Source organism: Paenibacillus sp. JJ-100 (genome assembly GCF_948329825.1).
Taxonomy (GTDB): domain Bacteria; phylum Bacillota; class Bacilli; order Paenibacillales; family Paenibacillaceae; genus Paenibacillus.
The window spans coordinates 862,972-887,115 of record NZ_CAOJCM010000002.1 but is presented as its reverse complement, the minus strand read 5'-3'; the positions used below and the strand labels follow the sequence as shown (position 1 = coordinate 887,115).

General features: G+C 46.2%; 21 protein-coding genes and 1 other annotated feature. All 21 genes read left to right on the top strand.

What is annotated here, in order from left to right; translation table 11 throughout:
• The first annotated feature begins 93 nt into the window (after positions 1–93).
• The 21 genes from PQG66_RS10615 to ileS all read left to right on the top strand — a co-directional run bounded on the left by PQG66_RS10615 (position 94) and on the right by ileS (position 23,969).
• Complete coding sequence (locus tag PQG66_RS10615) at positions 94–1,581, top strand: UDP-N-acetylmuramoyl-L-alanyl-D-glutamate--2,6-diaminopimelate ligase (protein ID WP_272038139.1); 1,488 nt, start codon at positions 94–96, stop codon at positions 1,579–1,581.
• The gene (locus PQG66_RS10610) at positions 1,581–2,993 is read left to right on the top strand and encodes a UDP-N-acetylmuramoyl-tripeptide--D-alanyl-D-alanine ligase (RefSeq protein WP_272038138.1); all 1,413 of its coding nucleotides are present in this window, start codon (positions 1,581–1,583) and stop codon (positions 2,991–2,993) included. The genes PQG66_RS10615 and PQG66_RS10610 overlap by 1 nt, the downstream gene beginning before the upstream one ends.
• Positions 2,994–3,005: 12 nt before the next feature.
• A complete protein-coding gene (mraY, locus tag PQG66_RS10605; RefSeq protein WP_272037641.1) occupies positions 3,006–3,974 on the top strand; it encodes a phospho-N-acetylmuramoyl-pentapeptide-transferase in 969 nt (322 codons plus the stop codon).
• A 3-nt stretch (positions 3,975–3,977) separates the two neighbouring features.
• Positions 3,978–5,399 carry a UDP-N-acetylmuramoyl-L-alanine--D-glutamate ligase gene (gene murD, locus PQG66_RS10600; protein WP_272037640.1) on the top strand — a complete coding sequence of 474 codons (1,422 nt, stop codon included), beginning with the start codon at positions 3,978–3,980 and terminating at the stop codon, positions 5,397–5,399.
• Between the two features lie 49 nt (positions 5,400–5,448).
• Positions 5,449–6,546: a stage V sporulation protein E gene (gene spoVE / locus PQG66_RS10595; RefSeq protein WP_272037639.1), complete on the top strand. Its 1,098-nt coding sequence runs from the start codon at positions 5,449–5,451 to the stop codon at positions 6,544–6,546.
• A gap of 7 nt (positions 6,547–6,553) precedes the next feature.
• Entirely contained in the window at positions 6,554–7,663 is a 1,110-nt protein-coding gene (murG, locus tag PQG66_RS10590) for an undecaprenyldiphospho-muramoylpentapeptide beta-N-acetylglucosaminyltransferase (RefSeq protein ID WP_272037638.1), read from the top strand.
• Between the two features lie 391 nt (positions 7,664–8,054).
• Positions 8,055–9,338: a UDP-N-acetylglucosamine 1-carboxyvinyltransferase gene (gene murA, locus PQG66_RS10585; RefSeq protein ID WP_272037637.1), complete on the top strand. Its 1,284-nt coding sequence runs from the start codon at positions 8,055–8,057 to the stop codon at positions 9,336–9,338.
• A gap of 59 nt (positions 9,339–9,397) precedes the next feature.
• The gene (locus PQG66_RS10580) at positions 9,398–10,165 is read left to right on the top strand and encodes a cell division protein FtsQ/DivIB (RefSeq protein ID WP_272037636.1); all 768 of its coding nucleotides are present in this window, start codon (positions 9,398–9,400) and stop codon (positions 10,163–10,165) included.
• Between the two features lie 293 nt (positions 10,166–10,458).
• Positions 10,459–11,739, top strand: a complete 1,281-nt coding sequence (gene ftsA, locus PQG66_RS10575; RefSeq protein ID WP_272037635.1) for a cell division protein FtsA — start codon at positions 10,459–10,461, stop codon at positions 11,737–11,739.
• Between the two features lie 149 nt (positions 11,740–11,888).
• Positions 11,889–12,998 carry a cell division protein FtsZ gene (ftsZ, locus tag PQG66_RS10570; protein ID WP_272037634.1) on the top strand — a complete coding sequence of 370 codons (1,110 nt, stop codon included), beginning with the start codon at positions 11,889–11,891 and terminating at the stop codon, positions 12,996–12,998.
• A 259-nt stretch (positions 12,999–13,257) separates the two neighbouring features.
• Positions 13,258–14,238 carry a sigma-E processing peptidase SpoIIGA gene (gene spoIIGA / locus PQG66_RS10565; protein ID WP_272038137.1) on the top strand — a complete coding sequence of 327 codons (981 nt, stop codon included), beginning with the start codon at positions 13,258–13,260 and terminating at the stop codon, positions 14,236–14,238.
• Positions 14,239–14,249: 11 nt separating this feature from the next.
• Positions 14,250–14,972 (top strand): RNA polymerase sporulation sigma factor SigE, encoded by a 723-nt coding sequence (gene sigE, locus PQG66_RS10560; protein WP_090923750.1) that lies wholly within the window; start codon positions 14,250–14,252, stop codon positions 14,970–14,972.
• Between the two features lie 111 nt (positions 14,973–15,083).
• The gene (gene sigG, locus PQG66_RS10555) at positions 15,084–15,866 is read left to right on the top strand and encodes an RNA polymerase sporulation sigma factor SigG (RefSeq protein ID WP_095289985.1); all 783 of its coding nucleotides are present in this window, start codon (positions 15,084–15,086) and stop codon (positions 15,864–15,866) included.
• A 214-nt stretch (positions 15,867–16,080) separates the two neighbouring features.
• The gene (locus PQG66_RS10550) at positions 16,081–16,473 is read left to right on the top strand and encodes a YlmC/YmxH family sporulation protein (protein WP_334220767.1); all 393 of its coding nucleotides are present in this window, start codon (positions 16,081–16,083) and stop codon (positions 16,471–16,473) included.
• Between the two features lie 52 nt (positions 16,474–16,525).
• Positions 16,526–17,428, top strand: a complete 903-nt coding sequence (gene pgeF / locus PQG66_RS10545; protein WP_272037633.1) for a peptidoglycan editing factor PgeF — start codon at positions 16,526–16,528, stop codon at positions 17,426–17,428.
• Between the two features lie 5 nt (positions 17,429–17,433).
• Entirely contained in the window at positions 17,434–18,135 is a 702-nt protein-coding gene (locus PQG66_RS10540) for a YggS family pyridoxal phosphate-dependent enzyme (RefSeq protein ID WP_272037632.1), read from the top strand.
• Entirely contained in the window at positions 18,126–18,593 is a 468-nt protein-coding gene (locus tag PQG66_RS10535) for a cell division protein SepF (RefSeq protein ID WP_272037631.1), read from the top strand. The genes PQG66_RS10540 and PQG66_RS10535 overlap by 10 nt, the downstream gene beginning before the upstream one ends.
• Positions 18,594–18,609: 16 nt before the next feature.
• A complete protein-coding gene (locus PQG66_RS10530; protein WP_272038135.1) occupies positions 18,610–18,873 on the top strand; it encodes a YggT family protein in 264 nt (87 codons plus the stop codon).
• Between the two features lie 15 nt (positions 18,874–18,888).
• Positions 18,889–19,671, top strand: a complete 783-nt coding sequence (locus PQG66_RS10525; RefSeq protein ID WP_272037630.1) for a YlmH family RNA-binding protein — start codon at positions 18,889–18,891, stop codon at positions 19,669–19,671.
• 239 nt (positions 19,672–19,910) lie between these two features.
• Positions 19,911–20,420 carry a DivIVA domain-containing protein gene (locus PQG66_RS10520; protein WP_090923744.1) on the top strand — a complete coding sequence of 170 codons (510 nt, stop codon included), beginning with the start codon at positions 19,911–19,913 and terminating at the stop codon, positions 20,418–20,420.
• A gap of 57 nt (positions 20,421–20,477) precedes the next feature.
• Positions 20,478–20,769, top strand: a binding site (T-box leader).
• A 101-nt stretch (positions 20,770–20,870) separates the two neighbouring features.
• On the top strand, positions 20,871–23,969 hold the full coding sequence (gene ileS, locus PQG66_RS10515) for an isoleucine--tRNA ligase (protein WP_272037629.1): 3,099 nt from the start codon (positions 20,871–20,873) through the stop codon (positions 23,967–23,969).
• The last annotated feature ends 175 nt before the right edge of the window (positions 23,970–24,144 follow it).

Below are 24,144 nucleotides of genomic sequence, written 5' to 3'. Positions count from 1 at the left end.
GCATGCGTTTCATTATTTGGTGATATGGCCGATATTATTAACACAGGTTCCTGTGTGACAAAGAAGTATATTTGGAAAAGTGAGGTTATTCATGTGCTTTTAAAACAGTTTGAGTCCAAATTGATCACCGCCCGTCTTGTGGGCGACCCCCATACAGAATGTCACAACCTTCAGACAGATTCCCGGCAAGTCAAACCGGGGGATCTGTTTATCTGTCTTCCGGGATATACGGTTGATGGACATGATTTTGCAGAAAAGGCAGTACAGGCCGGCGCGGCAGCTCTGGTTGTGGAACGGGAGCTTGATTTGCCTGTACCACAGCTGATTGTCAAAGACAGTCGCTTTGCAATGGCTGTTCTGTCAGATTTCTTTTTCGATTCGCCAAGTCACAAGATGAAAATGATTGGTGTAACGGGAACCAACGGGAAAACAACAACGACCTATCTGATTGAGAAAATTATGAGCGATTATGGTCAAAAAACCGGACTCATCGGTACCATTCAGATGCGTTATGATGGACGGACTTATCCCATGTCGGGAACAACGCCAGAGGCGCTTGAGCTGCAACGCAGTCTTCATAACATGGTTCAAGCTGGAACGAATTGCTGTGTGATGGAAGTTTCATCGCATGCGCTGGAACAGGGTAGAGTCAAAGGTACGGATTTCCGTACAGCCGTATTCACAAACTTGACGCAAGACCATCTGGACTACCATCATTCGATGGAGGAATATCGCGGAGCAAAAGGGCTGTTCTTCGCTAGGCTAGGTAACGGATTTGCTGAAGATGATGCTCAACGTAAGTATGCAGTAATTAATGCAGACGATCCTGCTGCTGATTATTTTATTTCCGTAACGGCTGCTGAGGTTATTACATACGGCATGGGAGAAACGGCAGATGTTCGTGCTTCTAACATCTCTATCAACGCTCAGGGGACCTCTTTCCATGTGGATACCTTTGCTGGCAGCACGGACATTGAGCTTCGTATGGTGGGCAAGTTCAATGTGTATAATGCGATGGCTGCGATCTCGGCTACACTCGTGGAAGGTGTTCCACTGGAAGAGATTAAGCGTAGTCTTGAAACTGTACCAGGCGTTGATGGCAGGGTAGAGGCAGTCAATGAAGGTCAGGCATTTGCTGTCATTGTTGATTATGCCCACACACCGGATGGGCTTGAGAATGTGTTACGGACAGTTCAAGAATTTGCGGAGGGACGTGTCATCTGTGTGTTTGGGTGCGGTGGTGACCGAGATCGGACCAAACGACCATTGATGGGCAAAATTGCTGCCAAATACAGTGATTTTGTATTGATTACTTCCGATAATCCTCGGACTGAAGATCCTGATTTGATTTTGAAAGACATTGAGCAAGGTTTGCTGGAAGAGGCAATTCCATCCGACCGTTATACCATGATTGTGGATCGGCGCCAGGCTATTCATGAAGCTATTGAAATGGCAAGCCCGACCGATGTAGTATTGATTGCGGGCAAGGGTCACGAGACTTATCAGATTATCGGAACAACCAAAACAGATTTCGATGATCGGATCATAGCCAAAGAAGCGATAAGGGGCAAATCCAATTGATAAAACGAACATTGGCCCAAATGGCCGACATGTGCGGCGGCACATTGAGTGACGCTGCACTTTATAGTGAAGTTATAGCTGAGGGAGTATTTACCGATTCACGCAAACCGTTGGCAGGTAGCCTGTTTATCCCCTTGGTGGGTGAACGTTTTGATGGGCATGAATTCGTCCAGACCTGTTTGGAGCAGGGAGCCGCGGGGGCAATGTGGCAAAAGGATCATGGTGTTCCACCGCAAGGCGCTGTCATTTTAGTGGAGGATACCCTAGTTGCCCTGCAGAAGCTTGCATCGGCTTACCTTAGCGAGAACAAGGCATCTGTAGTTGGTATAACAGGCAGCAACGGTAAAACAACCACAAAGGATATTGTGGACGCTCTACTTTCGACTACATTCAACGTGCATAAAACGCAGGGCAACTTCAATAATCATATTGGTCTGCCATTAACAGTGTTGAGCATGGCTCCAGATACAGAGATTATCATTTTGGAGATGGGGATGAGTGGTCGCGGTGAAATCCATGATCTCTCGGTCATCGCTCAGCCGGATGTAGCGATCATCACTAACATTGGGGAATCACACTTGCTTCAGCTTGGCTCCAGACATGAGATTGCCAGAGCGAAGGCTGAAATCTCGGCTGGTATGAAACCTGGCGGTTTACTCATCTACAACGGAGACGAGCCTTTAATCGCTCAGGTGCTTGAAGAGCCTGCTACGAAGCAACCAGAGGGTATGAAGCGGTTTACGTTTGGACTGGAAGAGGATAATGATGATTATCCAACGGGACTAATGAATACGCCGACTGGAATGGTATTTACGACCAAGCAATCGGGAGACAAAGCGTATACACTTCCCTTGCTGGGTACGCATAATGTGATCAACTGTCTGGCCGCGATGGCTGTCGCACGTCATTTTGGAGTTACTCCGGAACATATGGAGGAAGGCCTGTCACAGTTGAAACTTACAGGTATGCGCATTGAAGTCACACAGGCAGTTAGTGGACTCACTCTGCTGAATGATGCGTATAATGCAAGCCCCACTTCCATGAGAGCTGCTATAGATGTGTTAGAAGGGCTAAAAGGTTATCGAATGAAAGTGGCTGTGCTGGGAGATATGCTGGAGTTAGGGCCGGATGAAGAACAGCTTCATCATGAAGTTGGAACGTATATTACCCCTGCCAAGTTGGATAGAGTGCTGGTATACGGAGCTTTATCCCTGCATATTGCCGAGGGAGCCAAGAAACATATGTCGGCTGAAGCTGTACATGTTTTTGAGAATAAAGAAGAATTAACTCGTTATCTGTTGGAGCACCTTCATCCTAAGGACGTTGTTTTGTTCAAAGCCTCACGAGGCCTGAAATTGGAAGAGGTGGCTCAAGCACTGCAGACAGCACCATTACACAATCGAGTAGACTAGAGGGGTGAACCCATGGATTTTCAGGTATTACTGTTAACAATCGGCGTTTCATTTATTTTGGCGGTGATTGCCGCACCGCTACTCATTCCGCTTCTGCGGCGGATGAAATTTGGACAGCAGGTCAGGGAAGATGGACCTCAAAGTCATTTGAAAAAAAGCGGAACACCAACGATGGGCGGAGTCGTGATTTTACTTGCGTTTACGCTGGCGTTTCTTAAATTTTCCGCTGTCAAGAACACAGACTTTTATGTGTTACTTGTTGCAACGTTAGGGTTTGGCCTCATCGGTTTTCTGGATGACTATATCAAAATTGTATTCAAGCGTTCGCTTGGACTGACGGCTAGACAAAAAATGCTGGGACAGCTGATTTTCAGTGGCCTCATGTGTTATCTGCTTATTCAAAACGGACACAGTACTGCAATTTCTATTCCGGGTACCTCGGTTTCATTCGACTGGACGGGTTGGTTCTATTATCCGTTTGTTGTGTTTATGATGCTGGCGATTACCAACGCAGTTAATTTTACGGATGGTCTTGATGGTCTTCTTTCTGGTGTTAGTGCGATTGCGTTTGGCGCATTTGCTATTGTGGCGATGCAAGCAACGTCGATGCCAGCGGCTGTATGTGCAGCTGCGATGATTGGAGCTGTTCTTGGATTTCTGGTTTACAATGCTCACCCAGCAAAGGTGTTCATGGGCGATACGGGTTCACTTGGAATCGGTGGGGCAATTGGTGCAATTGCGATCGTTACGAAGACAGAGCTACTTTTCCTTGTCATCGGCGGTATTTTTGTCATCGAAGTCCTTTCGGTTGTGATTCAAGTCGTATCCTTCAAAACTCGTGGTAAGCGTGTATTCAAAATGAGCCCGATCCACCATCACTTTGAACTCAGTGGCTGGTCTGAATGGCGGGTTGTCATCACCTTTTGGGCGGTAGGCGCAATTTTAGCTGCTCTTGGACTTTATCTCAACAAGGGGTTGTAAATTATGAACCATCCAGAAACATATCGCGGACAACAAGTCGTTGTGCTTGGCCTTGCCAAGAGCGGCGTACAAGTTGCGAAGGTGCTGCATCGTGCCGGGGCTAATGTTACAGTAAACGATAAAAAAGACAGGGAACAGTGTCCCGAAGCTTCCGAATTGGAGGCTTTGGGAATTTCTGTTGTATGCGGAGGTCATCCGGATGATCTGATTCACAGTGATGTGAAACTGGTCGTGAAAAACCCGGGTATCCCTTATCATGCTGCTCCTGTGCAACAAGCACTTGAGCTCGGCATTGAAGTGGTGACAGAGGTAGAGGTGGCTTACCACCTTTGTGCCGCACCTATAATCGGTATTACCGGTTCGAACGGAAAAACAACAACTACAACATGGGTGGGAAACATGCTGAATCAAGCAGGTTTGAATCCCATTGTTGCCGGAAATATTGGAACACCTCTCTGCGAAGCGGCAGAACAGGCTAAAACCGATAACTGGATGGTGGTAGAGTTAAGTAGCTTCCAACTAAAAGGCACGGTGGAATTCCGTCCACGGATCGCTGCGCTACTTAACGTCGCAGAGACTCATTTGGATTATCACGGAAGTATGGAAGATTATGTGGCCTCCAAAGCAAAACTGTTTGCTAACCAGCATTCAGATGACATCGCCATCCTTAATTGGGATGATGCGGTGTGTCGTGAACTTGTGCCTTACATTAAGGCCAGATTAATCCCGTTCTCGTTAACGGAACAGTTAGAAACAGGGGTGTATGCGGATCCGCCTTACGTAGAAGGGGAAGAGGATGACGTACGGCGTCAGGTGATCTATGCTGATGGCCAGGGCAATCAGAAGATGATCATCGATGTGGAGGATATCGGCATACCAGGTCGCTTCAACGTGGGCAACGCACTGGCTGCGGTAGCTATTGCAATAGGTGCAGGAGCTGATCCCTCAAAACTGGCTGCCCCACTTGCCGAATTCAAAGGTGTTGAACATCGTCTGGAGTATGTACTGAAGCATAATGATTCGGTATACTACAACAATTCCAAAGCTACCAATTCCAAAGCAACGGTGATGGCGCTGAATTCCTTCAAGGAACCTGTCGTTCTGATCGCAGGCGGGCTGGATCGCGGTTCGGATATGATGGAGCTGCTGCCTGTATTTGAAGAGCGTGTCAAAGCCCTGGTAGTCCTTGGTGAAAACCGTGCTAAAATCGCTAAAGTTGCAGAACTTGCGGGATTAAAGCAAATTAGGGTCGTCGATAATGAGGAGGACGCTGCCCGTACGTTGACGGTTGCCGTTCAGGAAGCAGCAAAACTGGCTGATCCGGGGGATGTGGTTTTATTATCACCTGCGTGTGCAAGCTGGGACATGTTTGCCTCCTATGAAGAACGGGGACGCATTTTTAAAGAGGCGGCGCATAACTTGTAAGTAGGGGGGTGGAAAAGCCCCTACTTCTCATGCAAGGGGTGGCCTCCTGATGAAACAGACGCGACCGGCGCCGGATATTTGGCTCCTGATTTGTATTTTGGCTCTGCTTGCCATCGGTATCATTATGGTGTACAGTGCAGGCTCAGTGCTCGCCTTCCGCAATTATGGTGATTCGTTTTATTTTGTGAAAAGACAGATTTTATTCGCCGTGCTGGGGCTTGTAGCTATGTTCGTAACAGCTAACGTGGATTATAGGGTATGGCGGAAATATGCCAAGCCGATTTTAATTGTCTGTTTTATTATGCTCATTGCTGTATTAATTCCGGGAATTGGTGTTGTTCGTGGCGGTGCACGAAGCTGGTTGGGGATTGGGTCTTTCGGTATCCAGCCATCCGAGTTTATGAAGCTGGGGATGATCTTGTTTTTGGCTCACTGGCTAAGCAAAGACCCAGGCAAAATCAAAACTTTTACAACAGGGCTACTGCCTCCGCTTGGTCTAATGGGTTTGGCCTTTGGGATTATCATGTTGCAGCCCGATTTAGGTACAGGCACCGTGATGATGGGAGCGTCTATGCTCATTGTTTTCACAACCGGTGCGCGTATGAAACACCTTGCACTGCTTGCGCTTGGGGGAGTTGCTGGCTTCGCGGCACTGATCGCAGCGGCGCCATATCGCTTGCAACGAATTACAGCCTTTCTAGACCCTTGGTCTGATCCGCTTGGTGCAGGTTATCAGATTATTCAATCGCTCTATGCCATTGGTCCTGGTGGACTTGCTGGTTTGGGTCTTGGAATGAGTAGGCAAAAGTACAGTTATGTACCAGAGCCGCAGACGGATTTTATTTTTAGTATTTTAGCAGAAGAACTCGGTTTTATTGGTGGCATGATTGTCTTATTATTGTTTCTAGTGCTTGTTTGGAGAGGGATGCGTGTAGCGATGACCGTTCCGGATGCCTTTGGCAGTCTGCTAGGTGTAGGGATTATCGGCATGGTTGCTGTGCAGGTGATTATTAACATCGGTGTAGTCATTGGACTGATGCCTGTTACGGGGATTACGTTACCACTGATCAGTTATGGTGGTTCGTCATTGACCCTCATGCTCACAGCACTGGGCATATTATTAAATTTATCCCGTTATGCGAGGTGACTTAACGATGCGAGTCGTTCTTAGCGGCGGCGGTACGGGTGGACATATCTACCCGGCTGTTGCTATAGCAAGGCAATGCGAGGCGGAACATCCCGACTCGACGTTTTTATATATTGGTGGAACACGAGGACTTGAGAGTAAGCTAGTTCCTCAGGAAAATATTCCATTCAAATCTATTGATATTACAGGTTTTCGGCGCAAGATATCTTTTGAAAATGTGAAGACCATCATGCGATTCGTTCAAGGGGTACGGCATTCTAAAAAAATGCTGAAGGAATTCAAGCCTGATGTTGTCATCGGCACAGGTGGTTATGTCTGTGGGCCTGTTGTATATGCAGCTGCCAAACTCGGGATTCCAAGCGTGATTCATGAACAAAACGCAATACCGGGTCTGACAAACAAATTTTTGATGCGTTACGTAGACATGGTTGCTGTGAGCTTTGAAGGTTCTGAGAAGTCATTCTCCGGAGCTAAAAAGGTGATTTATACCGGTAATCCGCGTGCGACAACGGTTGCCCAGGCCAGTCGGAATCGCGGGTTTGCTACGTTAGGAGTTCCGATGGACAGCCGTGTTGTTCTTGTCGTTGGCGGCAGCAGAGGGGCAAAAGCGATTAATCAGGCGATGATTGAGATGGCTCCGATGCTGGAACAGCTGAATGATGTGCATGTCGTGTACGTTACAGGCGAGACCTATTTTGATGAAACTCGTGAAGCGATTCGCAGTTCTCTGGGAACGATGCCTAATCATCTGCATGTACTGCCATACGTACATAACATGCCTGAAGTGCTGGCTTGTACTTCGTTGATTGTAAATCGTGCAGGAGCTTCGTTCCTGGCTGAGATTACATCACTCGGTATTCCTTCGATTCTGATTCCGTCACCTAACGTGACAAACAATCATCAGGAAGCTAACGCGCGCACCCTTGAAAAGGGAGGCGCATCAGTGACTATGTTGGAAAAAGAGCTTACTGGTAAAGGTTTATATGAAGCGATCGCTGGAATCATGAATAATGAATCTGATCGTAAACGGATGGCAGAAGCCTCACGTAAACTAGGTAAACCGGATGCCGCAGAAGTGCTAGTGAATGAAATTAAACGTCTTGTTTCAGGACGTTAAAGTGTGTTAGTGGGCGATTGTCACACACCAGACGGGACTGACATAAGATACCGTATAAATCGTGACAATCGTTCCATGATACGCAGCACAGCATTCGTGCTGGAAAAGATGTATCTTGGGGGAGCCCTAGGCATCTCCGGTTATTGCTCGGCGGAACTGGAGTATAGACTGCAGGCGCTCATGGATCGGATGTGTCACGGATATTTCAATTCGCTGAGATTGTACTGAAACAATGGGGAGCTTTGCTTTTCATTGTTAACAGGCAAGCGACAGTAGAGGACGTCATCACCCTTTCGCAGTCTTTTCAGAGCAGTAGATCCTCTCATGGCGGTATGATCCTGATACCGTGTGTCTTCGCAGTGGGTGAGCGTATAACCCCGGAGGTGATACATTGGACAAATTGGTGATTGAAGGTGGGAAACCCCTATCAGGATCCATACGCATCCATGGAGCAAAAAATGCCGCTTTACCGATTATGGCCGCAAGTTTGCTCGCAGACGGAGAAATTACGCTGCACAACGTTCCACACTTGCTGGACATCGAAGTAATGCTGTATATCCTGGAACGGCTTGGATGCACATGTCGGCATGAAGAAGGAACAGTGACGATCGATACTTCGCTGGTCCGGTCACATGATGTGCCAGAAGATCTCATGAAGCAAATGCGCTCTTCCATTTTTTTGATGGGGCCTTTGCTCGCAAGGTTTGGTAGAGTATCTGTATATCAGCCGGGCGGCTGTGCAATCGGAGAACGCAAAATTGATCTTCACCTCCGGGGGCTGGAAGCGCTCGGAGCACAGATTGAAGAGCAGGATCAGCAAATTATCTGCCATGGAGCCCATCTGACCGGTTCGGATATTCATTTGGATTTTCCAAGTGTTGGAGCAACCGAGAACATTATGATGGCCGCTGTGCTTGCTGAGGGTACAACTACAATCTTCAACGCAGCGAGGGAGCCCGAGATTCAAGATTTGCAGCATTTTTTAAATGCAATGGGAGCACGTATCATGGGTGCGGGCACGGATACGATTACGATAAACGGCGTGGAGAGACTGGTACCGTGCACTTATGAGATTATACCGGATCGAATTGTCGCTGGGACGGTCATGATCGCAGCTGCTGCAACTCGAGGAAATGTTACGCTCACACACTGTAACCCGGCACATCTTACTTCGCTTATTCATGTGTTAAAGCGTACTGGTGTTCAAATCACAGTCTGCAATGATATAATGACTGTGAGTTGTATGGTCCGCCCCAAATCAGTGGATCGTATCGTGACTTCTCCATATCCTTCGTTTCCCACCGATCTTCAATCTCAGATCATGGTGCTGCTCAGTTTAGCAGATGGTTTCAGTGTAATGAAGGAGACTGTATTCGAAGGCCGTTTCAAACATGTGGATGAACTGAACGTGATGGGAGCCGATATATCGGTTGATCTGAACGCTGCGTTTATCCGTGGTGTTCCCAGGCTGTATGGAGCTACTGTCGAGGCAACGGATCTTCGTGCCGGAGCAGCCTTGGTTATTGCAGGACTGGCGGCTCAAGGTAAAACCGTTGTGGAGCAAGTGCATCACATCGATAGGGGATATGATCAAATCGAAAAGTTATTTCAGAGTCTTGGAGCCTCGGTGGAGAGACAGTCAACTGTTCGGAAACAGTTGGATTTTGCCAATTAACTTCCTTGGCGTCCCCTTCTTGGAAGAGAAGGGGACCTGAGGCTTTGTGGAGCGTTATTATGCCTAAAAGTCAAATTCCGGTTCTCAAGCAGAACCGCCCAAAAGGAAACACAAGCCGCAAAATTGTAATTATTTTATTATTACTATTTATTGCACTGCTCGCTGTATTATTCTTTCGTTCTTCTGTGAGCCGTATTTCTGCCATTGAAATTACGGGAAATGTGTACACGACGACTTCGGAACTGTTGGAAAAGAGTGGCTTGAAAAAAGGCGACCAATTTTTTGGCACAAGTGCTGCTGAAGTTATTGAACGCCTAAAAACAATCAAAGCTGTTTCAACCGTTACGGTGGACAAGCAATTCCCTGGCACGATTCTTATCACTGTCAAGGAATTTCCCACAGTTGCTTATGAACTTGACTCAAGTGGGGTACTTAAAGCAATATTGTCCAATGGGACAAGTCTGAATGTTCCACCAACGATTGGTGTTGCAGTAGAGAAGCCGATTCTAACGCAATGGAAACCAGATGATCCGCTAAAAGCAAAACTAAGTGAGAAGCTGGCTCAAATTCCGAATGAGCTGACAACGGATATTTCGGAAATTATTCCAACTCCGACGCCTTCTTTTCCGGATCAGATTCGCATGTACACTAAATCTCAGTTTGAAGTGATTACAACGGTCTCGTTGTTGACGGATAAAGTAGAGTATTTGAATCAAGTAATCGAGACGGAGCGTCCTGGCAAAATTACGATGCTTGAAGCCGATACGTATGTCCCTTTTATCCCGGATAATCCAGAGGATGGAGCTGAGCCGGGTGCATCGCAATGATGCTTCCAGCTGAATGGAAGCATCTTACGCAAAAGTGCAGGTAGTAAGGGGTTTAGCCCTGGTTGATGTATGAAACTTGTTCTTTCTGAGATGAAGAAAAAATGGTACACTTGAACTTATGGCAAATGAGTTACCTCCTTCTTTTTTCTTCAAGGTTTTATGTCACACATCCAGAACTTGGCACCCAAAAAAATTGTAGAAAAAAGAGGGAAAGCCTAAACTGTGTTGAATATGTTTAAAGAGTGTTTGAACCCGAACGTATTTTACTATTGGAGTCAGGAGGTGCCACAGACTTGAGCAACAATGACATCATTGTTAGTTTGGACATCGGTACATCCAAAATTCGCGCTATTATTGGGGAAATTAATAATGGAACCTTTAATATTATTGGAGTTGGATCTGCCGACTCGGAAGGAATTCGCAAAGGTGTAATCGTAGATATCGATCAGACGGTTCAGTCGATTCGCAATGCAGTGGATCATGCAGAACGTATGGTAGGTATTCAAATATCCGAAGTATATGTTGGAATCTCGGGCAATCATATTGGACTGATGAGCAGTCATGGTGTGGTGGCAGTATCGAACGAGGATCGTGAGATCGGAGAAGAAGACATGGAGCGGGTGTTGAAAGCAGCCGAAGTCATTGCAATTCCGCCGGAACGAGAAATTATTGACGTTGTCGCCAAGCAATATGTTGTAGATGGCTTGGAAGGCATACAAGACCCGCGTGGTATGATTGGTGTTCGCCTGGAAGTTGAAGCAACCATCATTACGGGAGCGAAAACCGCGATACATAATCTTTTGCGCTGCGTTGAAAAAGCGGGATTAAAAGTGAGCGATCTGGTTCTCATGTCTTTGGGAGCTGGACAGCTGGCTCTGTCCAAGGATGAGAAAACTATGGGATCCGTGCTGGTGGATATTGGTGCCGGTGCTACGACCATTGCGATCTTTGAAGAGGACAGTCTGGTTGCGACTTCAACATTGCCAATTGGCGGCGAGTTTGTAACCAATGATATCGCTTATGGTTTACGTACTTTGACTGACCAAGCGGAGAAAGTAAAGTTGAAATATGGCTGTGCATGGCTAGATGATGCTGCCGCAGATGTGATGTTCAAAGTTACACGCATCGGCAGCAACGTAGACAAGGAGTTCTCTCAAGAAGATCTAGCGGCTATTATTGAACCGAGGGTTCAAGAAATATTCCAGATGATTGGACAAGAAGTCCGACGCCTTGGTTACAACGAGCTTCCTGGAGGTTATATACTAACGGGAGGAACGGTCTCTATGCCTGGTGTTCTGCAAGTGGCTCAGCATGAGCTTGCTGCTTCAGTACGTGTCGCCGTACCGGATTACATTGGTGTGCGTGATCCTGGTTATACCAGCGGTGTTGGTATCTTGCATAATGTTATTCGCGGTTTGCGCATTAGGCCCTCGAGTAGCAACGGCGGTAATAGCAACAATAACACAAATAGCAAGAAACCGACGAACCGTCCGAAGCCAAATGCGGCACAGGAATCGGAGCAAAAACCGGGTCTGTTCGAGCGACTGAAAAATATGTTCAGTGAATTTATATAACAGGTTGGATCCATTTCATACATTCTTAAAGCCGTCTGAATGCGCTGGTATTAAAATAAACGCTTTCGTTCGTCGATATATGAAATTGATTCGGTTCAATCAAAAATTGGACGGGCCATCCATGCACATTGAGGGGGAGATGGAATAATATGTTGGAATTTGATTTTGAGATGGAGAGCTTGGCTCAGATTAAAGTCATCGGGGTAGGCGGCGGCGGAAGCAACGCTGTTAACCGAATGATTGAAAATGGTGTACAAGGTGTAGAATTTATTACGGTAAATACGGATGCGCAGGCACTACACTTGGCAAAATCCGAGCATAAATTGCAAATCGGTGATAAATTGACTCGCGGTCTTGGTGCTGGTGCCAACCCGGAAGTAGGTAAAAAAGCTGCGGAAGAGTCTCGCGATCTAATTATGAATACCTTGAAAGGTGCAGACATGGTATTTGTTACAGCAGGTATGGGCGGCGGTACAGGAACTGGAGCAGCTCCAGTCATCGCTGAAATTGCCAAAGAGTGTGGCGCACTTACCGTAGGGGTTGTAACACGTCCTTTTACTTTTGAAGGCCGTAAGCGTTCCAGTCATGCAGAACAAGGAATTGAAGCACTCAAGGAAAAAGTGGACACGCTGATTGTGATTCCAAACGACCGTTTGCTTGAAATCGTAGATAAAAAGACGCCGATGCTGGAAGCATTCCGCCAAGCTGATAACGTATTGCGTCAAGCAGTACAAGGTATCTCCGATTTGATTGCGGTACCGGGTCTGATCAACCTTGACTTTGCAGATGTTAAGACGATTATGCACGAGCGTGGATCTGCTCTCATGGGTATCGGTGAAGCGACTGGTGAGAACCGTGCAGCAGAAGCGGCACGCAAAGCCATCATGAGTCCTTTGCTTGAAACATCCATTGAAGGCGCACGTGGTGTAATTATGAACATTACAGGTGGAATTAATCTGTCTCTGTATGAAGTGAACGAAGCAGCAGAGATCGTTACATCCGCTTCCGATCCTGAGGTAAATATGATCTTTGGTGCAATCATTGACGAAGATCTAAAAGAGGAGATCAAGGTTACCGTTATCGCTACTGGCTTCGAAGACAAGCCTGCGGCTCCGCCAGTGCGCAAACCATCTCCGGCAGCAGAAACGGCAGAGACACGTTCACCGAATCTTCGCCCATTCGGAAACCAACCAAGTAATGATCAGTTGGACATTCCGACGTTTTTGCGCAATCGTTCCCGTAACAATAATAACGAATAATTACGTATATTTATGTTGTAGAAACCCGGCATTGCTTCCAAAGCAGCCGGGTTTTTTGCTGTTTTTTTATACATAAAGTTTGACTACAGGAATGAACAAGATCTGAACAACTCATCTCCGCATTCCGACAAAAAAAGTTGGAAACAAGCTCCCATGTTTAGACAGACTTTGAATAGCAGGCTCCGTATACTTGTGAATATGCTCATGAATATCGAGATATTTGTTATTTCGATATGTTGGACTCAGGCAGGTGAAGAGCGTGGTTGTGTATGTCGATTTGATCTTTTTGACAAACCTTTGCATCGATGGAACGCTCATTGGATTGACGGCCTGGATGCGCCAAACGAAACTGGTCTGGTGGAGATGGCTGTTGTCAGCCGTCGTTGGTGCGTTATATGTTGTGATGATGTTTGTACCGGAGTTTGATTTTCTGTTCACGTTTCTAATCAAGTTTGCCTTTTCTCTTGTGATGCTTAGTGTCGCATTTGGATATAAGGGGCTGCAGGCTTTTATGAGGACGTTGGGCACATTTTACGTCATTAATTTTGTCGCGGCTGGAGGTATTTTGGGTGTCCACTATATGCTTCAAAGTTCAGGAGAGTTGTTCAATGGAATCTGGTTCACAGCTTCCGGCGGCATGTCGTTTGATCTGAAGATTGCATTCTGGTTTACATTCATTGTATTCTTCGCGGTCCTCTTATTATTCAAAATTGTGCAAAGTGCCAAACGTAAAACAAATCGCCTGACCAATTACCTGGGCAAAGTGGAGGTCTGCATTGATGAGATCGTGGTCTCTTGTACAGGCCTTCTGGATACGGGCAATCAGCTCACTGACCCTTTGTCTCGTATGCCGGTAATGGTTATGGAGGTTTCGCTATGGCAAGAGATGTTGCCTGATTCATGGAAGAACAGACTGAAGAATGAAGCGCCAGACAGCCTGATTCTGGAACTGGATCGGGAGCAGTTTGAGTGGCAGAATCGACTGCGCTTAGTTCCGTATCGAGGGGTAAACAAAGGAACGGCATTTATGCTGGCGATCAAGCCAGATCGGGTAAAAGTGTCGATGGATGGAACAACTTATGAGACGACAAAGGTTCTGATTGGACTGGACGGAAGGGCTTTATCCTCGGACGGAAAATATCAGGCCATCATTCATCCTGAACTTGTGCAAGAAGCTGCTTCTGCTCCGTCTAAGGCTCCGTCTGCGGAAGCTACAGAAAAGCCGCTGAATGTGGTATAGGAGGAACCTACATGCTTGTGAAATGGAAACTGGTTGCCCAGCTGCAATATTATCGTCTGTTGTTTCTGTTTGGGCTGAAAAGTGAAGAGATTTATTATATCGGGGGAAGTGAGGCACTTCCACCTCCATTGACAAGGGAAGAGGAAGAGTACCTGCTGCAGAAGTTATCATCCGGAGATTCAGCCATTCGAGCGATGCTGATTGAACGAAATCTGCGCCTCGTCGTGTATATTGCGCGCAAGTTCGAGAACACCGGCATCAACATTGAAGATCTGGTATCCATTGGAGCGATCGGACTGATCAAGGCCGTTAATACGTTTGACCCGGAAAAGAAAATCAAACTCGCTACTTATGCTTCACGCTGTATCGAAAATGAGATATTGATGTATTTACGTCGCAACAGTAAAATCCGAACCGAGGTTTCTTTTGATGAACCGCTTAACATTGATTGGGATGGAAATGAACTATTATTATCGGATGTACTTGGTACGGAGAACGATACAATCTATCGAAATATTGAAGAACAGGTAGATCGCAAGTTACTGCACAAAGCTTTGGAGAAATTAACGGATCGTGAGCGAATGATTATGGAGCTTCGTTTTGGCTTGACTGATGGTGAGGAAAAGACACAAAAAGATGTAGCCGACTTGCTCGGAATCTCCCAATCCTATATCTCCAGGCTTGAAAAGAGAATCATTAAAAGACTTAGAAAAGAGTTCAATAAGATGGTCTGACCCTATGAAAAAAGAAGAATGGGTATTACTGGCAAGGGTACCAACGACGAATAAAAAAGCCTGCCTCGGAGATAATGTACATTAATGTTTCTCCTTGGGAGGTAAATCACGATGACTCGAAACAAAGTCGAGATTTGTGGTGTGGACACCGCAAAATTGCCTGTTCTCACCAACACTGAAATGCGGGAATTATTTCATTCCCTTCAGCAGCACCATGATCGCTCAGCAAGAGAGAAATTAGTGAATGGCAATCTACGTCTGGTTCTTAGTGTCATTCAGCGCTTTAACAATCGGGGGGAGTTTGTCGATGATCTGTTCCAGGTTGGATGTATAGGCCTGATGAAAGCCATTGATAATTTTGATTTATCCCAGAATGTCAAATTTTCAACATATGCGGTCCCGATGATCATCGGTGAGATTCGCAGATATCTGCGTGATAACAACCCGATCCGTGTATCTCGATCACTAAGGGATATTGCCTATAAGGCACTGCAGGTTCGTGACAGCTTGACGAATAAAAATTCACGTGAACCGACGATATTCGAAATTTCAGAGGCACTGAATGTGCCAAAGGAAGACGTGGTTTTTGCGCTGGATGCCATTCAGGACCCGGTATCTCTGTTTGAACCGATATATCACGACGGCGGAGACCCGATCTATGTGATGGATCAGATCAGTGATGACAAAAACAAAGATGTATCCTGGATTGAAGAGATCGCACTGCGGGAAGCGATGCATCGATTGGGACAACGGGAAAAAATGATTTTATCCATGCGCTTCTTTGAAGGAAAAACTCAGATGGAAGTAGCGGATGAGATCGGCATATCTCAGGCTCAGGTTTCACGTCTCGAAAAGTCCGCTATACAGCAGATGCAAAAACATGTGAAAACGTAGTACGATATAAAGCAAAAAGACGATCGTCGGACGACAACGCCAATGATCGTCTTTTTTGTGCGGTACCGAAGGAAAGGGATAGGAATGGAAGCTGGGGTTGTCGAGTAAGGTTTTGCATCATTCAATCAAAAAGAGGACATTTTTCGCCTACAGGACATATATTAATATAGAAGCATGAAGATCGGGCAGATGAGCGTTAACAGGGGGCGGAAGGATGAGAACGAGCACAGGTGATTCCATATCACGCGGTATGAAAATTTCTGATTTTCAAACGAAGGATGTCATCAATATTACAGATGGTAAACGGCTCGGCCAGATCAGTGATCTGGAGCTAGACCTTAAGCAGGGGCGGATCGAAGCGATTGTTGTGCCGGGTTATAGCCGTTTTATGGGGTTATTTGGTGGGGGAACTGATCTAATCATTCCTTGGAGAAATATTGTGAAGATTGGTTCAGATGTTATTCTGGTTAAAATGGATGAAGTTAAGGAACATGGATACGACGAGCGGGAACGGGAAGCAAGATTGTATGATGAGCAGCAGCAGAGCCGCAGTGAACGCACGGAACGATTGGAACGGATGAATCGCAATCAACGAAGAACGATATAAATGAGACAGAATGCGTCTGTATTTGGTACACTGGAAGATGTGAGGTGAGGGAATGGAACCATTTGTATTGGACAAAAATAGAAGTAAGGAATTAGTGGGCCAAATGGATCCTAATCATCATGACCCGTTACTTTTAAATATTGAACCATGGAAACGTTCGTTTGAAGGCATGACGGCAGGATTCACAACGAGACACGGCGGTGTAGGTCAAGAACCTTATGCTACGCTTAATTGTGCATATCATGTTGGGGATGATCCCGAAGCGGTATTGAGGAATCGCCGACTTGTTACCGGGAAGATTTCTTTTCCACTGGAAGCATGGACTTGTGGAGAACAGGTGCATGGTAAACATGTGGCTGTGATTACAGCACAAGATCGGGGCAGAGGATTGATGGATCGGCAATCAGCGTTACAGGGAACGGATGGGTTAGTGACCAACGTACCTGGTGTGCTGTTAACATCATTTTACGCTGACTGTGTTCCTTTGTATTTTTATGATCCAGTGAAGCAAGCGGTTGGTCTTGCACATGCCGGCTGGAAAGGCACCGTTGCAGGTATTGCCGTCGCTATAGTGGAGACAATGGAACGAGAGTATGGAAGCCGGAGAGAAGATATCCATGCAGCTATTGGTCCGTCCATTGGGGATTGCTGCTATGAGGTGGATGAGGCTGTTATGCAGCATGTACGGGTTTGGCTCGATGAACGTGAGGGTAATGATGAATACGAGTATGCTGTTTCCAGCAACAATATATATACCCCTGCTGCAAATGGTAAATCGATGTTAAACTTGAAAGAATGTAATCGACACATTATGATGAAAGCAGGAATATTGCCGGATCATATCGAATGTACAACATGGTGTACAAGTTGTCATCCCGAACTTTTTTTCTCCTATCGTAAGGAGAATGGAGTAACCGGAAGGATGGCAAGCTGGATTGGGCTGGAAGAGAGGTGACCTCTTTGTCATTGGAGGAGCGTGTACAACAGGTTAATCAGAAGATTGAAGACGCGTGTAAGCGCAGTAATCGTCGTTTTGAGGATGTGAATGTGATTGCGGTCACGAAATATGTTTCATTGCAAACGACGGGGGCTGTGCTGGATCACGGTCTTGAGCATATTGGAGAAAACCGCTGGCAAGATGCACAGGCCAAATGGGAAGCATTTGGACAAAAAGGCATCTGGCATTTTATCGGCCATTTGCAGACAAACAAGGTAAAAGACGTCATTGGTAAGTTCGCATATATACACTCACTGGATCGTCTGTCACTGGCCAAAGAACTGAACAAAAAGGCTGCTTCACTTGGAATTAAGGTGAACACGTTTATGCAAGTGAATATTTCTGGTGAAGAGAGCAAATATGGTTTGCAGCCTGAACAGGCGAGTTCTTTTCTGAAAGATATTCAATCGTTTGACAACCTTAAGGTCATTGGTCTAATGACGATGGCACCTTATGAAGAAGATCCTGAAATGACGCGTCCTGTATTTCGGGGGTTGCGTGAGCTCAGAGATGAGTTGAATGGACAAGCACTAACTACAGAGCCGATAACTGAACTGTCCATGGGCATGTCCAATGATTTCGAAGTCGCCATTGAAGAAGGGGCAACTTGGGTTCGTCTTGGATCAATTCTCGTAGGAAAAGAGGAGAGCACACGATGGGTGTAATGAATAAATTTATGAATTTTCTGGGTCTTCAGGAAGAGGAAGAGGTTGTGGAGCGGGAACGACTTGCTGCACAGGAAGAACAAGAGCCTGAACAGCAAGAAAATGAAACGTCGCCATTTGATAAACGTAAAAACCAAAGGGGTAATAATGTGGTTAGCATTCATTCCCAGAAAAATGTGAAAGTTGTCCTTTATGAGCCTCGTTCCTATGATGAAGCACAGGAGATTGCTGACCATCTGCGTTCACATCGCACCGTCGTGGTGAATCTTCAGCGGATCCGGCAGGATCAGGCTTTACGTGTGATTGATTTTCTTAGCGGTACGGTGTATGCATTAGGTGGTGGTATATCTAAAATCGGCGGCAATATTTTTCTCTGTACGCCAGATACAGTTGAAATTCAGGGAACGATTACGGAAATACTGGCTGACAGCGAGCAAGATTATAACAGAATGAGGTGAGCCGCTTTTGTATCAGATGATTGAAGGCATATTGTTAACGGTATACCAGATTTATTTTTACATGGTCATTGTCTACATATTGATGTCATGGCTTCCCAACGCACGGGAAAGCTTCATCGGTGAATTGTTAGGCAAATTTGTGGAACCCTATTTAAGTCCTTTCCGCCGATTTATCCCGCCTTTATTCGGTGTACTGGATATTTCCCCGATTGTTGCGCTATTAGTTCTTCGACTCGCGCTTGTAGGGTTACTCTCTATCGTTCAGTATTTTTTATTATAGGATAGGGTGGCATAGATGAGCGGTGATATTTACGAACATTTTAGTCATGATGAGCGAGACTTTGTAGATAAAGCTTCCGATTGGGTGGAGCGGGCGAGCAAGTATCATGATACCAAGCTCACCGATTTTCTTGATCCAAGACAGGTGTTTATTCTGCAATCCTTGGTCAATCGCAGCCAAGACGTCCAGCTTCGTCTGGATGGCGGATACGAGGCTGCTGAACGCAAGCGTGCATTGATTGCACCCGATTATCGTTATCTCGACGAAGAGGACATGGGGATGCAAGTGCTCAGTATTACGTCTGACGATCAGAAAATCTCGGAACTCGAGCATGGGGACTATATGGGTTCCCTGCTTGGACTCGGGATGAAAAGAGGCAAGATCGGAGATATACAAGTGCTGGAAGATGGTTGCCATACGGTAGTGGCAGCGGAAACCGGCGCTTTTTTATCGCTTCAGTTAAATCAGGTTCATCGTCTGCATGTGTTCACAGAGCTGTTACCACTGGACCAGATGAAATGGACTGACACCAAACTGGATACGGTTGATATCACTGTTGCTTCAATGCGGTTGGATGGGATCTGTGCGGATGTGTATCGACTTAGCCGGAGTAAGGTACTGAATCCGATTAAGGCGGGGCGTTGCAAAGTGAACTGGAAATTGGTGGAAGATCCTTCAAAAGCATTAAAAGCGGGCGATGTAGTATCTATCCAGGGTTTTGGCCGTTTTAAAGTGTTGGAACAAGATGGAACGACCAAAAAAGGCCGCTGCCGCGTGAAAATAGGGAAATTTGCTTGAGGTTGATGCAGGATATTCCGAATTCTTGTCGAATGTTAAACGTAAAGGGTAAAAAAATACTCGGTCCTTCCGATATACATTAAAGTACAAGATGTGAGATGGATCTCTGACAATGCGAAGGCAGGTCCATTCCGTACAAGTTGCTCCACTTGGCAGCTGATTACGGCCCTTTGGGTGGAACCCAAGTGCTGCAAACCTTCTCTAAGAGCGAGAAGGAATTTTTACAGGAGGTGGACAGCATGCCATTAACGCCGCTGGACATACATAACAAGGAATTCTCCCGACGTTTGCGCGGGTATGACGAGGATGAAGTCAATGAATTTCTGGATCAAGTCATCAAAGATTACGAAGGCGTCATTCGCGAGAATAAAGAGCTGAGTAATCAGTTGCTGTCCGTTCAGGAGAAGCTGGATCATTTTGCTACCATTGAGGAAACTCTAAGCAAAACGATCATCATTGCACAGGAAGCTGCTGACGATGTCAAAAATAATGCGAAGAAGGAAGCTCAGTTAATCGTGAAGGAAGCAGAGAAAAATGCTGACCGGATTGTTAACGAAGCCCTTGGTAAATCACGTAAGATTGCCCTGGAGGTGGAAGAGCTTAAGAAACAAGCTTCCATCTATCGTGCGCGTTTCCGTACGCTTGTTGAAGCTCAGCTGGAACTGTTGACACAGGATGGTTGGGAAGCACTGGAGAGCCGTGAACAGGAAGTACGTGATCGTGAGCGGGAGATGAAAGAAATTTATTAGTCTACCGCCCGGTTGACTTTTGCGGGCAAAGAAGCTATAACTATATTCATATTGAATAGTGATTCCATGACGGGCTCAGTACGTTATGATCTCATCCCTCAGAGAGTTGGTGTCTGGTGAAAACCAACGGATGAGTTATAGCCGAATATCTTCCCGGAGAAGTGATGCTGAAGCGGTGGACGTATCGCCGTGTGTAAGCTGAACCGTAAGCCGTACGTTATAACGGTACCTCGTATTAGTTTAGCGGGGGCTTAAGCGCTGTTGATGACAGAGCATACTCAGGGTAACTGAATGTGGTTTGTGATGAACAGAATTAGGGTGGTAACGCGAGCAGAACCTCGTCCCTTTCCAGGGAGGAGGTTTTTTTGTGTTCCAAAACGGTGATTGGTGAGGCGTGTTGTGGACGTTTTACAAGGGTTTCATTAAATATAAGGAAGGATGTTGAGCAGCATGCAACGAGTTGATGTCAAAGAAAAAGCACGTGCAAGAGAATTGCGTGTACTAAATAAATGGAAAACGGAGAATACCTTTAAACGCTCGATCGAGAACCGGGAAGGTAAGCCTAATTTCGTGTTTTATGAAGGCCCGCCTACAGCGAACGGTAAACCGCATATCGGCCACGTTCTTGGGCGAGTAATCAAAGACTTTGTAGGACGTTACAATACGATGAAGGGATATCGTGTTGTGCGTAAAGCCGGCTGGGATACACATGGTTTGCCCGTAGAGCTTGGAGTACAGAAAAAATTAGGCATCTCGCACAAATGGGAAATTGAAGATTATGGTGTAGAGAAATTTATAAACGAATGCAAAGCGAGCGTGTTCGAATATGAACAGCAGTGGCGCGACCTGACTGAAGGTATCGGGTACTGGACGGATATGGATAACCCTTACATCACACTTGACAACAACTACATCGAGAGTGTGTGGAACATCCTTGCAACGATCCATGAGAAAGGACTGCTGTATCGCGGTCACCGCGTAAGTCCCTACTGTCCTTCTTGTCAAACCACACTAAGCTCGCATGAAGTAGCACAAGGGTACAAAGATGTTAAAGATCTGAGTGCAACAGCCAAATTCAAGCTGGATGACAGCGGAGAATTCATTCTGGCGTGGACGACAACGCCTTGGACACTTCCTTCTCACGTGGCTTTGGCTGTCAATCCGGAAATGGATTACTCCCGTGTACGTCAGAATGATGAAGTGTACATCATGGCAACCAATCTTGTAGAAAAAGTGATGAAGGATAGTAAAGGTGAATATGAGATCATCGGGGCACTAAAAGGTGCAGATCTGGTCGGTAAAACATATAGCCCGCCATTTAACTATGTTAAGGCAGAGAAAACAAACATGGTCTTGGGTGCAGGATTTGTTACGGATGCAAGTGGTACGGGGATCGTACACATGGCGCCAGCACATGGTGAGGACGACTATCGTGTATGCCGTGAGAATGGCATCAGTTTTGTGAACATGGTCGATCTGGAAGGTAAGTTTGTAGAACAAGTGACGGATTTTGCGGGTCGTTTCGTGAAGGATTGCGACATCGATATCGTTAGATATCTGTCTGAGAATGGACGTTTGTTCAGCAAAGAGAAGTATGAGCACAGCTATCCGTTCTGCTGGCGCTGCGACACACCACTATTGTACTATGCGATGGATAGCTGGTTTATCCAGACAACCGCGATCAAGGATCAGTTGATTGCCAACAATAGTGAAGTAGAATGGTATCCGGGTCACGTGCGTGAAGGTCGCTTCGGAAAATTCCTGGAAGACCTCGTGGACTGGAATATTAGTCGTGACCGTTACTGGGGAACACCTCTGAACATCTGGGTATGTGAAGAGACTGGCGAACAGTTTGCTCCCCACAGCATCGCTGAACTACGTGCACGCGCTGTAGGCGATGTACCTGAAAATCTCGAATTGCATAAGCCATATGTAGATGAAGTGAAAGTGCTCAGTTCTTGTGGCAAATATGAAATGAAGCGCACGCCTGAAGTAATCGATGTGTGGTTCGATAGCGGCTCCATGCCGTTCGCACAGCAACATTATCCTTTTGAAAATAAAGAAGTATTTGAGCAGCAATATCCGGCAGATATGATCTGTGAAGGAATTGACCAGACGCGCGGCTGGTTCTACAGCCTGCTCGCCGTGTCTACCCTTTTGACAGGCAAAGCGCCTTACAAAGCGGTTATGGCAACTGGACACGTACTGGACGAAAACGGACAGAAGATGTCCAAATCCAAAGGCAATGTTATCGACCCTTGGGAAGTAATTGAGGAGTACGGTACGGATGCATTCCGCTGGGCGCTGTTGTCTGATAGTGCACCGTGGAACAGCAAACGTTTCTCCAAAGGTATCGTAGGTGAAGCGAAATCCAAAATGGTGGATACGTTGGTGAATACTCATGCATTCCTGACGCTGTATGCGACTATCGATGGATTCGATCCACAAGAGCATCCATTCCAAGTGTCTGCACACAAGCTGGATCGCTGGATTTTGTCCAGACTGAACAGCCTAATCCTTGTGGTAGAAAAAGCGTTGTCTGTGAACGACTACCTCAATTCCTCCAAAGCAATTGAAGCTTTTGTAGATGAGCTGAGTAACTGGTATATCCGCCGTTCCCGTGACCGTTTCTGGGGAAGTGGACTGACAGAGGATAAACTGGATGCGTATCGTACTCTTACAGAAGTGCTGGTGACTACAGCGAAGCTGGTTGCGCCGTTCACACCAATGCTGGCTGAAGATATCTATCTCAACCTGACTACTGGTGAGAGCGTGCATATGGATGACTATCCTGTAGCCAATGAAGCCTTGATTGATGCGGCTCTGGAGCAGGATATGGAAACCGCTCGTCGTGTCGTTGAGCTTGCCCGTAACGTTCGTAACGAGACCGGGATCAAAACACGCCAGCCGCTGTCCGAGTTGATTGTTTCTCTCGATAAAGGCTTTGATCTGGCAAGTTATGAAGAGATCATCAAGGAAGAGATCAACGTTAAAGGAATCCGTACAGAGCATAACGATGCGGAATTCGTTGATTTTACACTTAAGCTGAATCTCAAAGTTGCAGGTAAAAAATACGGTAAAAACGTAGGTTTCTTGCAAAACCTGTTTAAAGGCATGACGGCTGATGAAACACGTAAAGTGGTATCGGAAGGTGTATTCAACGTCGTTTCTCCGGAGGGTGAAGAGCTACAGGTAACTGAAGAGGAGTTGCTGGTTGAGAAACAAGCTAAATCCGGGTTTGCTTCAGCGTCCGGTTATGGACTGACCGTTGCACTGAATACAGAGATCACAACGGCACTGGAGCAGGAAGGCTGGGTACGTGAGGTTGTTCGAGCGGTTCAGGATACACGGAAACGTCTGGATCTGCCAATTGAAAAAAGAGTGCGTCTGATGCTGGATGTAGATGCAGAACTTCAAGAGGCGATACAAGCATTTGACGATGTGCTTCGTGAAAATGTACTGGTGACCGACGTCTCATTTGGTACAACCGATACAATGGAGCGCCTGGAAGCCGGGGGCAAAACAATCGGAATCCACATTGAAGCCTAGTATTTAGATCATTTCCTGAGATAGGTAACGTAAATCTATAAGAACCAACAATAAATGAGCTCAGCTAAGGAAGCAATTCCCGAAGCTGGGCTCGTTTGTTTTTTTGCAGAAAAGGCAATGCTTAAATTGTGCACTTCCTTTGGATTGGTTTTATTAAAATAGATTTATCTATACT

Coding starts and splice junctions, on each gene's coding strand:
- mraY (WP_272037641.1), top strand. CDS start 3,006: ATGGATTTTCAGGTATTACTGTTAACAATCGGCGTTTCATTTATTTTG.
- murD (WP_272037640.1), top strand. CDS start 3,978: ATGAACCATCCAGAAACATATCGCGGACAACAAGTCGTTGTGCTTGGC.
- spoVE (WP_272037639.1), top strand. CDS start 5,449: ATGAAACAGACGCGACCGGCGCCGGATATTTGGCTCCTGATTTGTATT.
- murG (WP_272037638.1), top strand. CDS start 6,554: ATGCGAGTCGTTCTTAGCGGCGGCGGTACGGGTGGACATATCTACCCG.
- PQG66_RS10580 (WP_272037636.1), top strand. CDS start 9,398: ATGCCTAAAAGTCAAATTCCGGTTCTCAAGCAGAACCGCCCAAAAGGA.
- ftsZ (WP_272037634.1), top strand. CDS start 11,889: ATGTTGGAATTTGATTTTGAGATGGAGAGCTTGGCTCAGATTAAAGTC.
- sigE (WP_090923750.1), top strand. CDS start 14,250: ATGCTTGTGAAATGGAAACTGGTTGCCCAGCTGCAATATTATCGTCTG.
- sigG (WP_095289985.1), top strand. CDS start 15,084: ATGACTCGAAACAAAGTCGAGATTTGTGGTGTGGACACCGCAAAATTG.
- PQG66_RS10550 (WP_334220767.1), top strand. CDS start 16,081: ATGAGAACGAGCACAGGTGATTCCATATCACGCGGTATGAAAATTTCT.
- pgeF (WP_272037633.1), top strand. CDS start 16,526: ATGGAACCATTTGTATTGGACAAAAATAGAAGTAAGGAATTAGTGGGC.
- PQG66_RS10535 (WP_272037631.1), top strand. CDS start 18,126: ATGGGTGTAATGAATAAATTTATGAATTTTCTGGGTCTTCAGGAAGAG.
- PQG66_RS10530 (WP_272038135.1), top strand. CDS start 18,610: ATGATTGAAGGCATATTGTTAACGGTATACCAGATTTATTTTTACATG.
- PQG66_RS10525 (WP_272037630.1), top strand. CDS start 18,889: ATGAGCGGTGATATTTACGAACATTTTAGTCATGATGAGCGAGACTTT.
- PQG66_RS10520 (WP_090923744.1), top strand. CDS start 19,911: ATGCCATTAACGCCGCTGGACATACATAACAAGGAATTCTCCCGACGT.
- ileS (WP_272037629.1), top strand. CDS start 20,871: ATGCAACGAGTTGATGTCAAAGAAAAAGCACGTGCAAGAGAATTGCGT.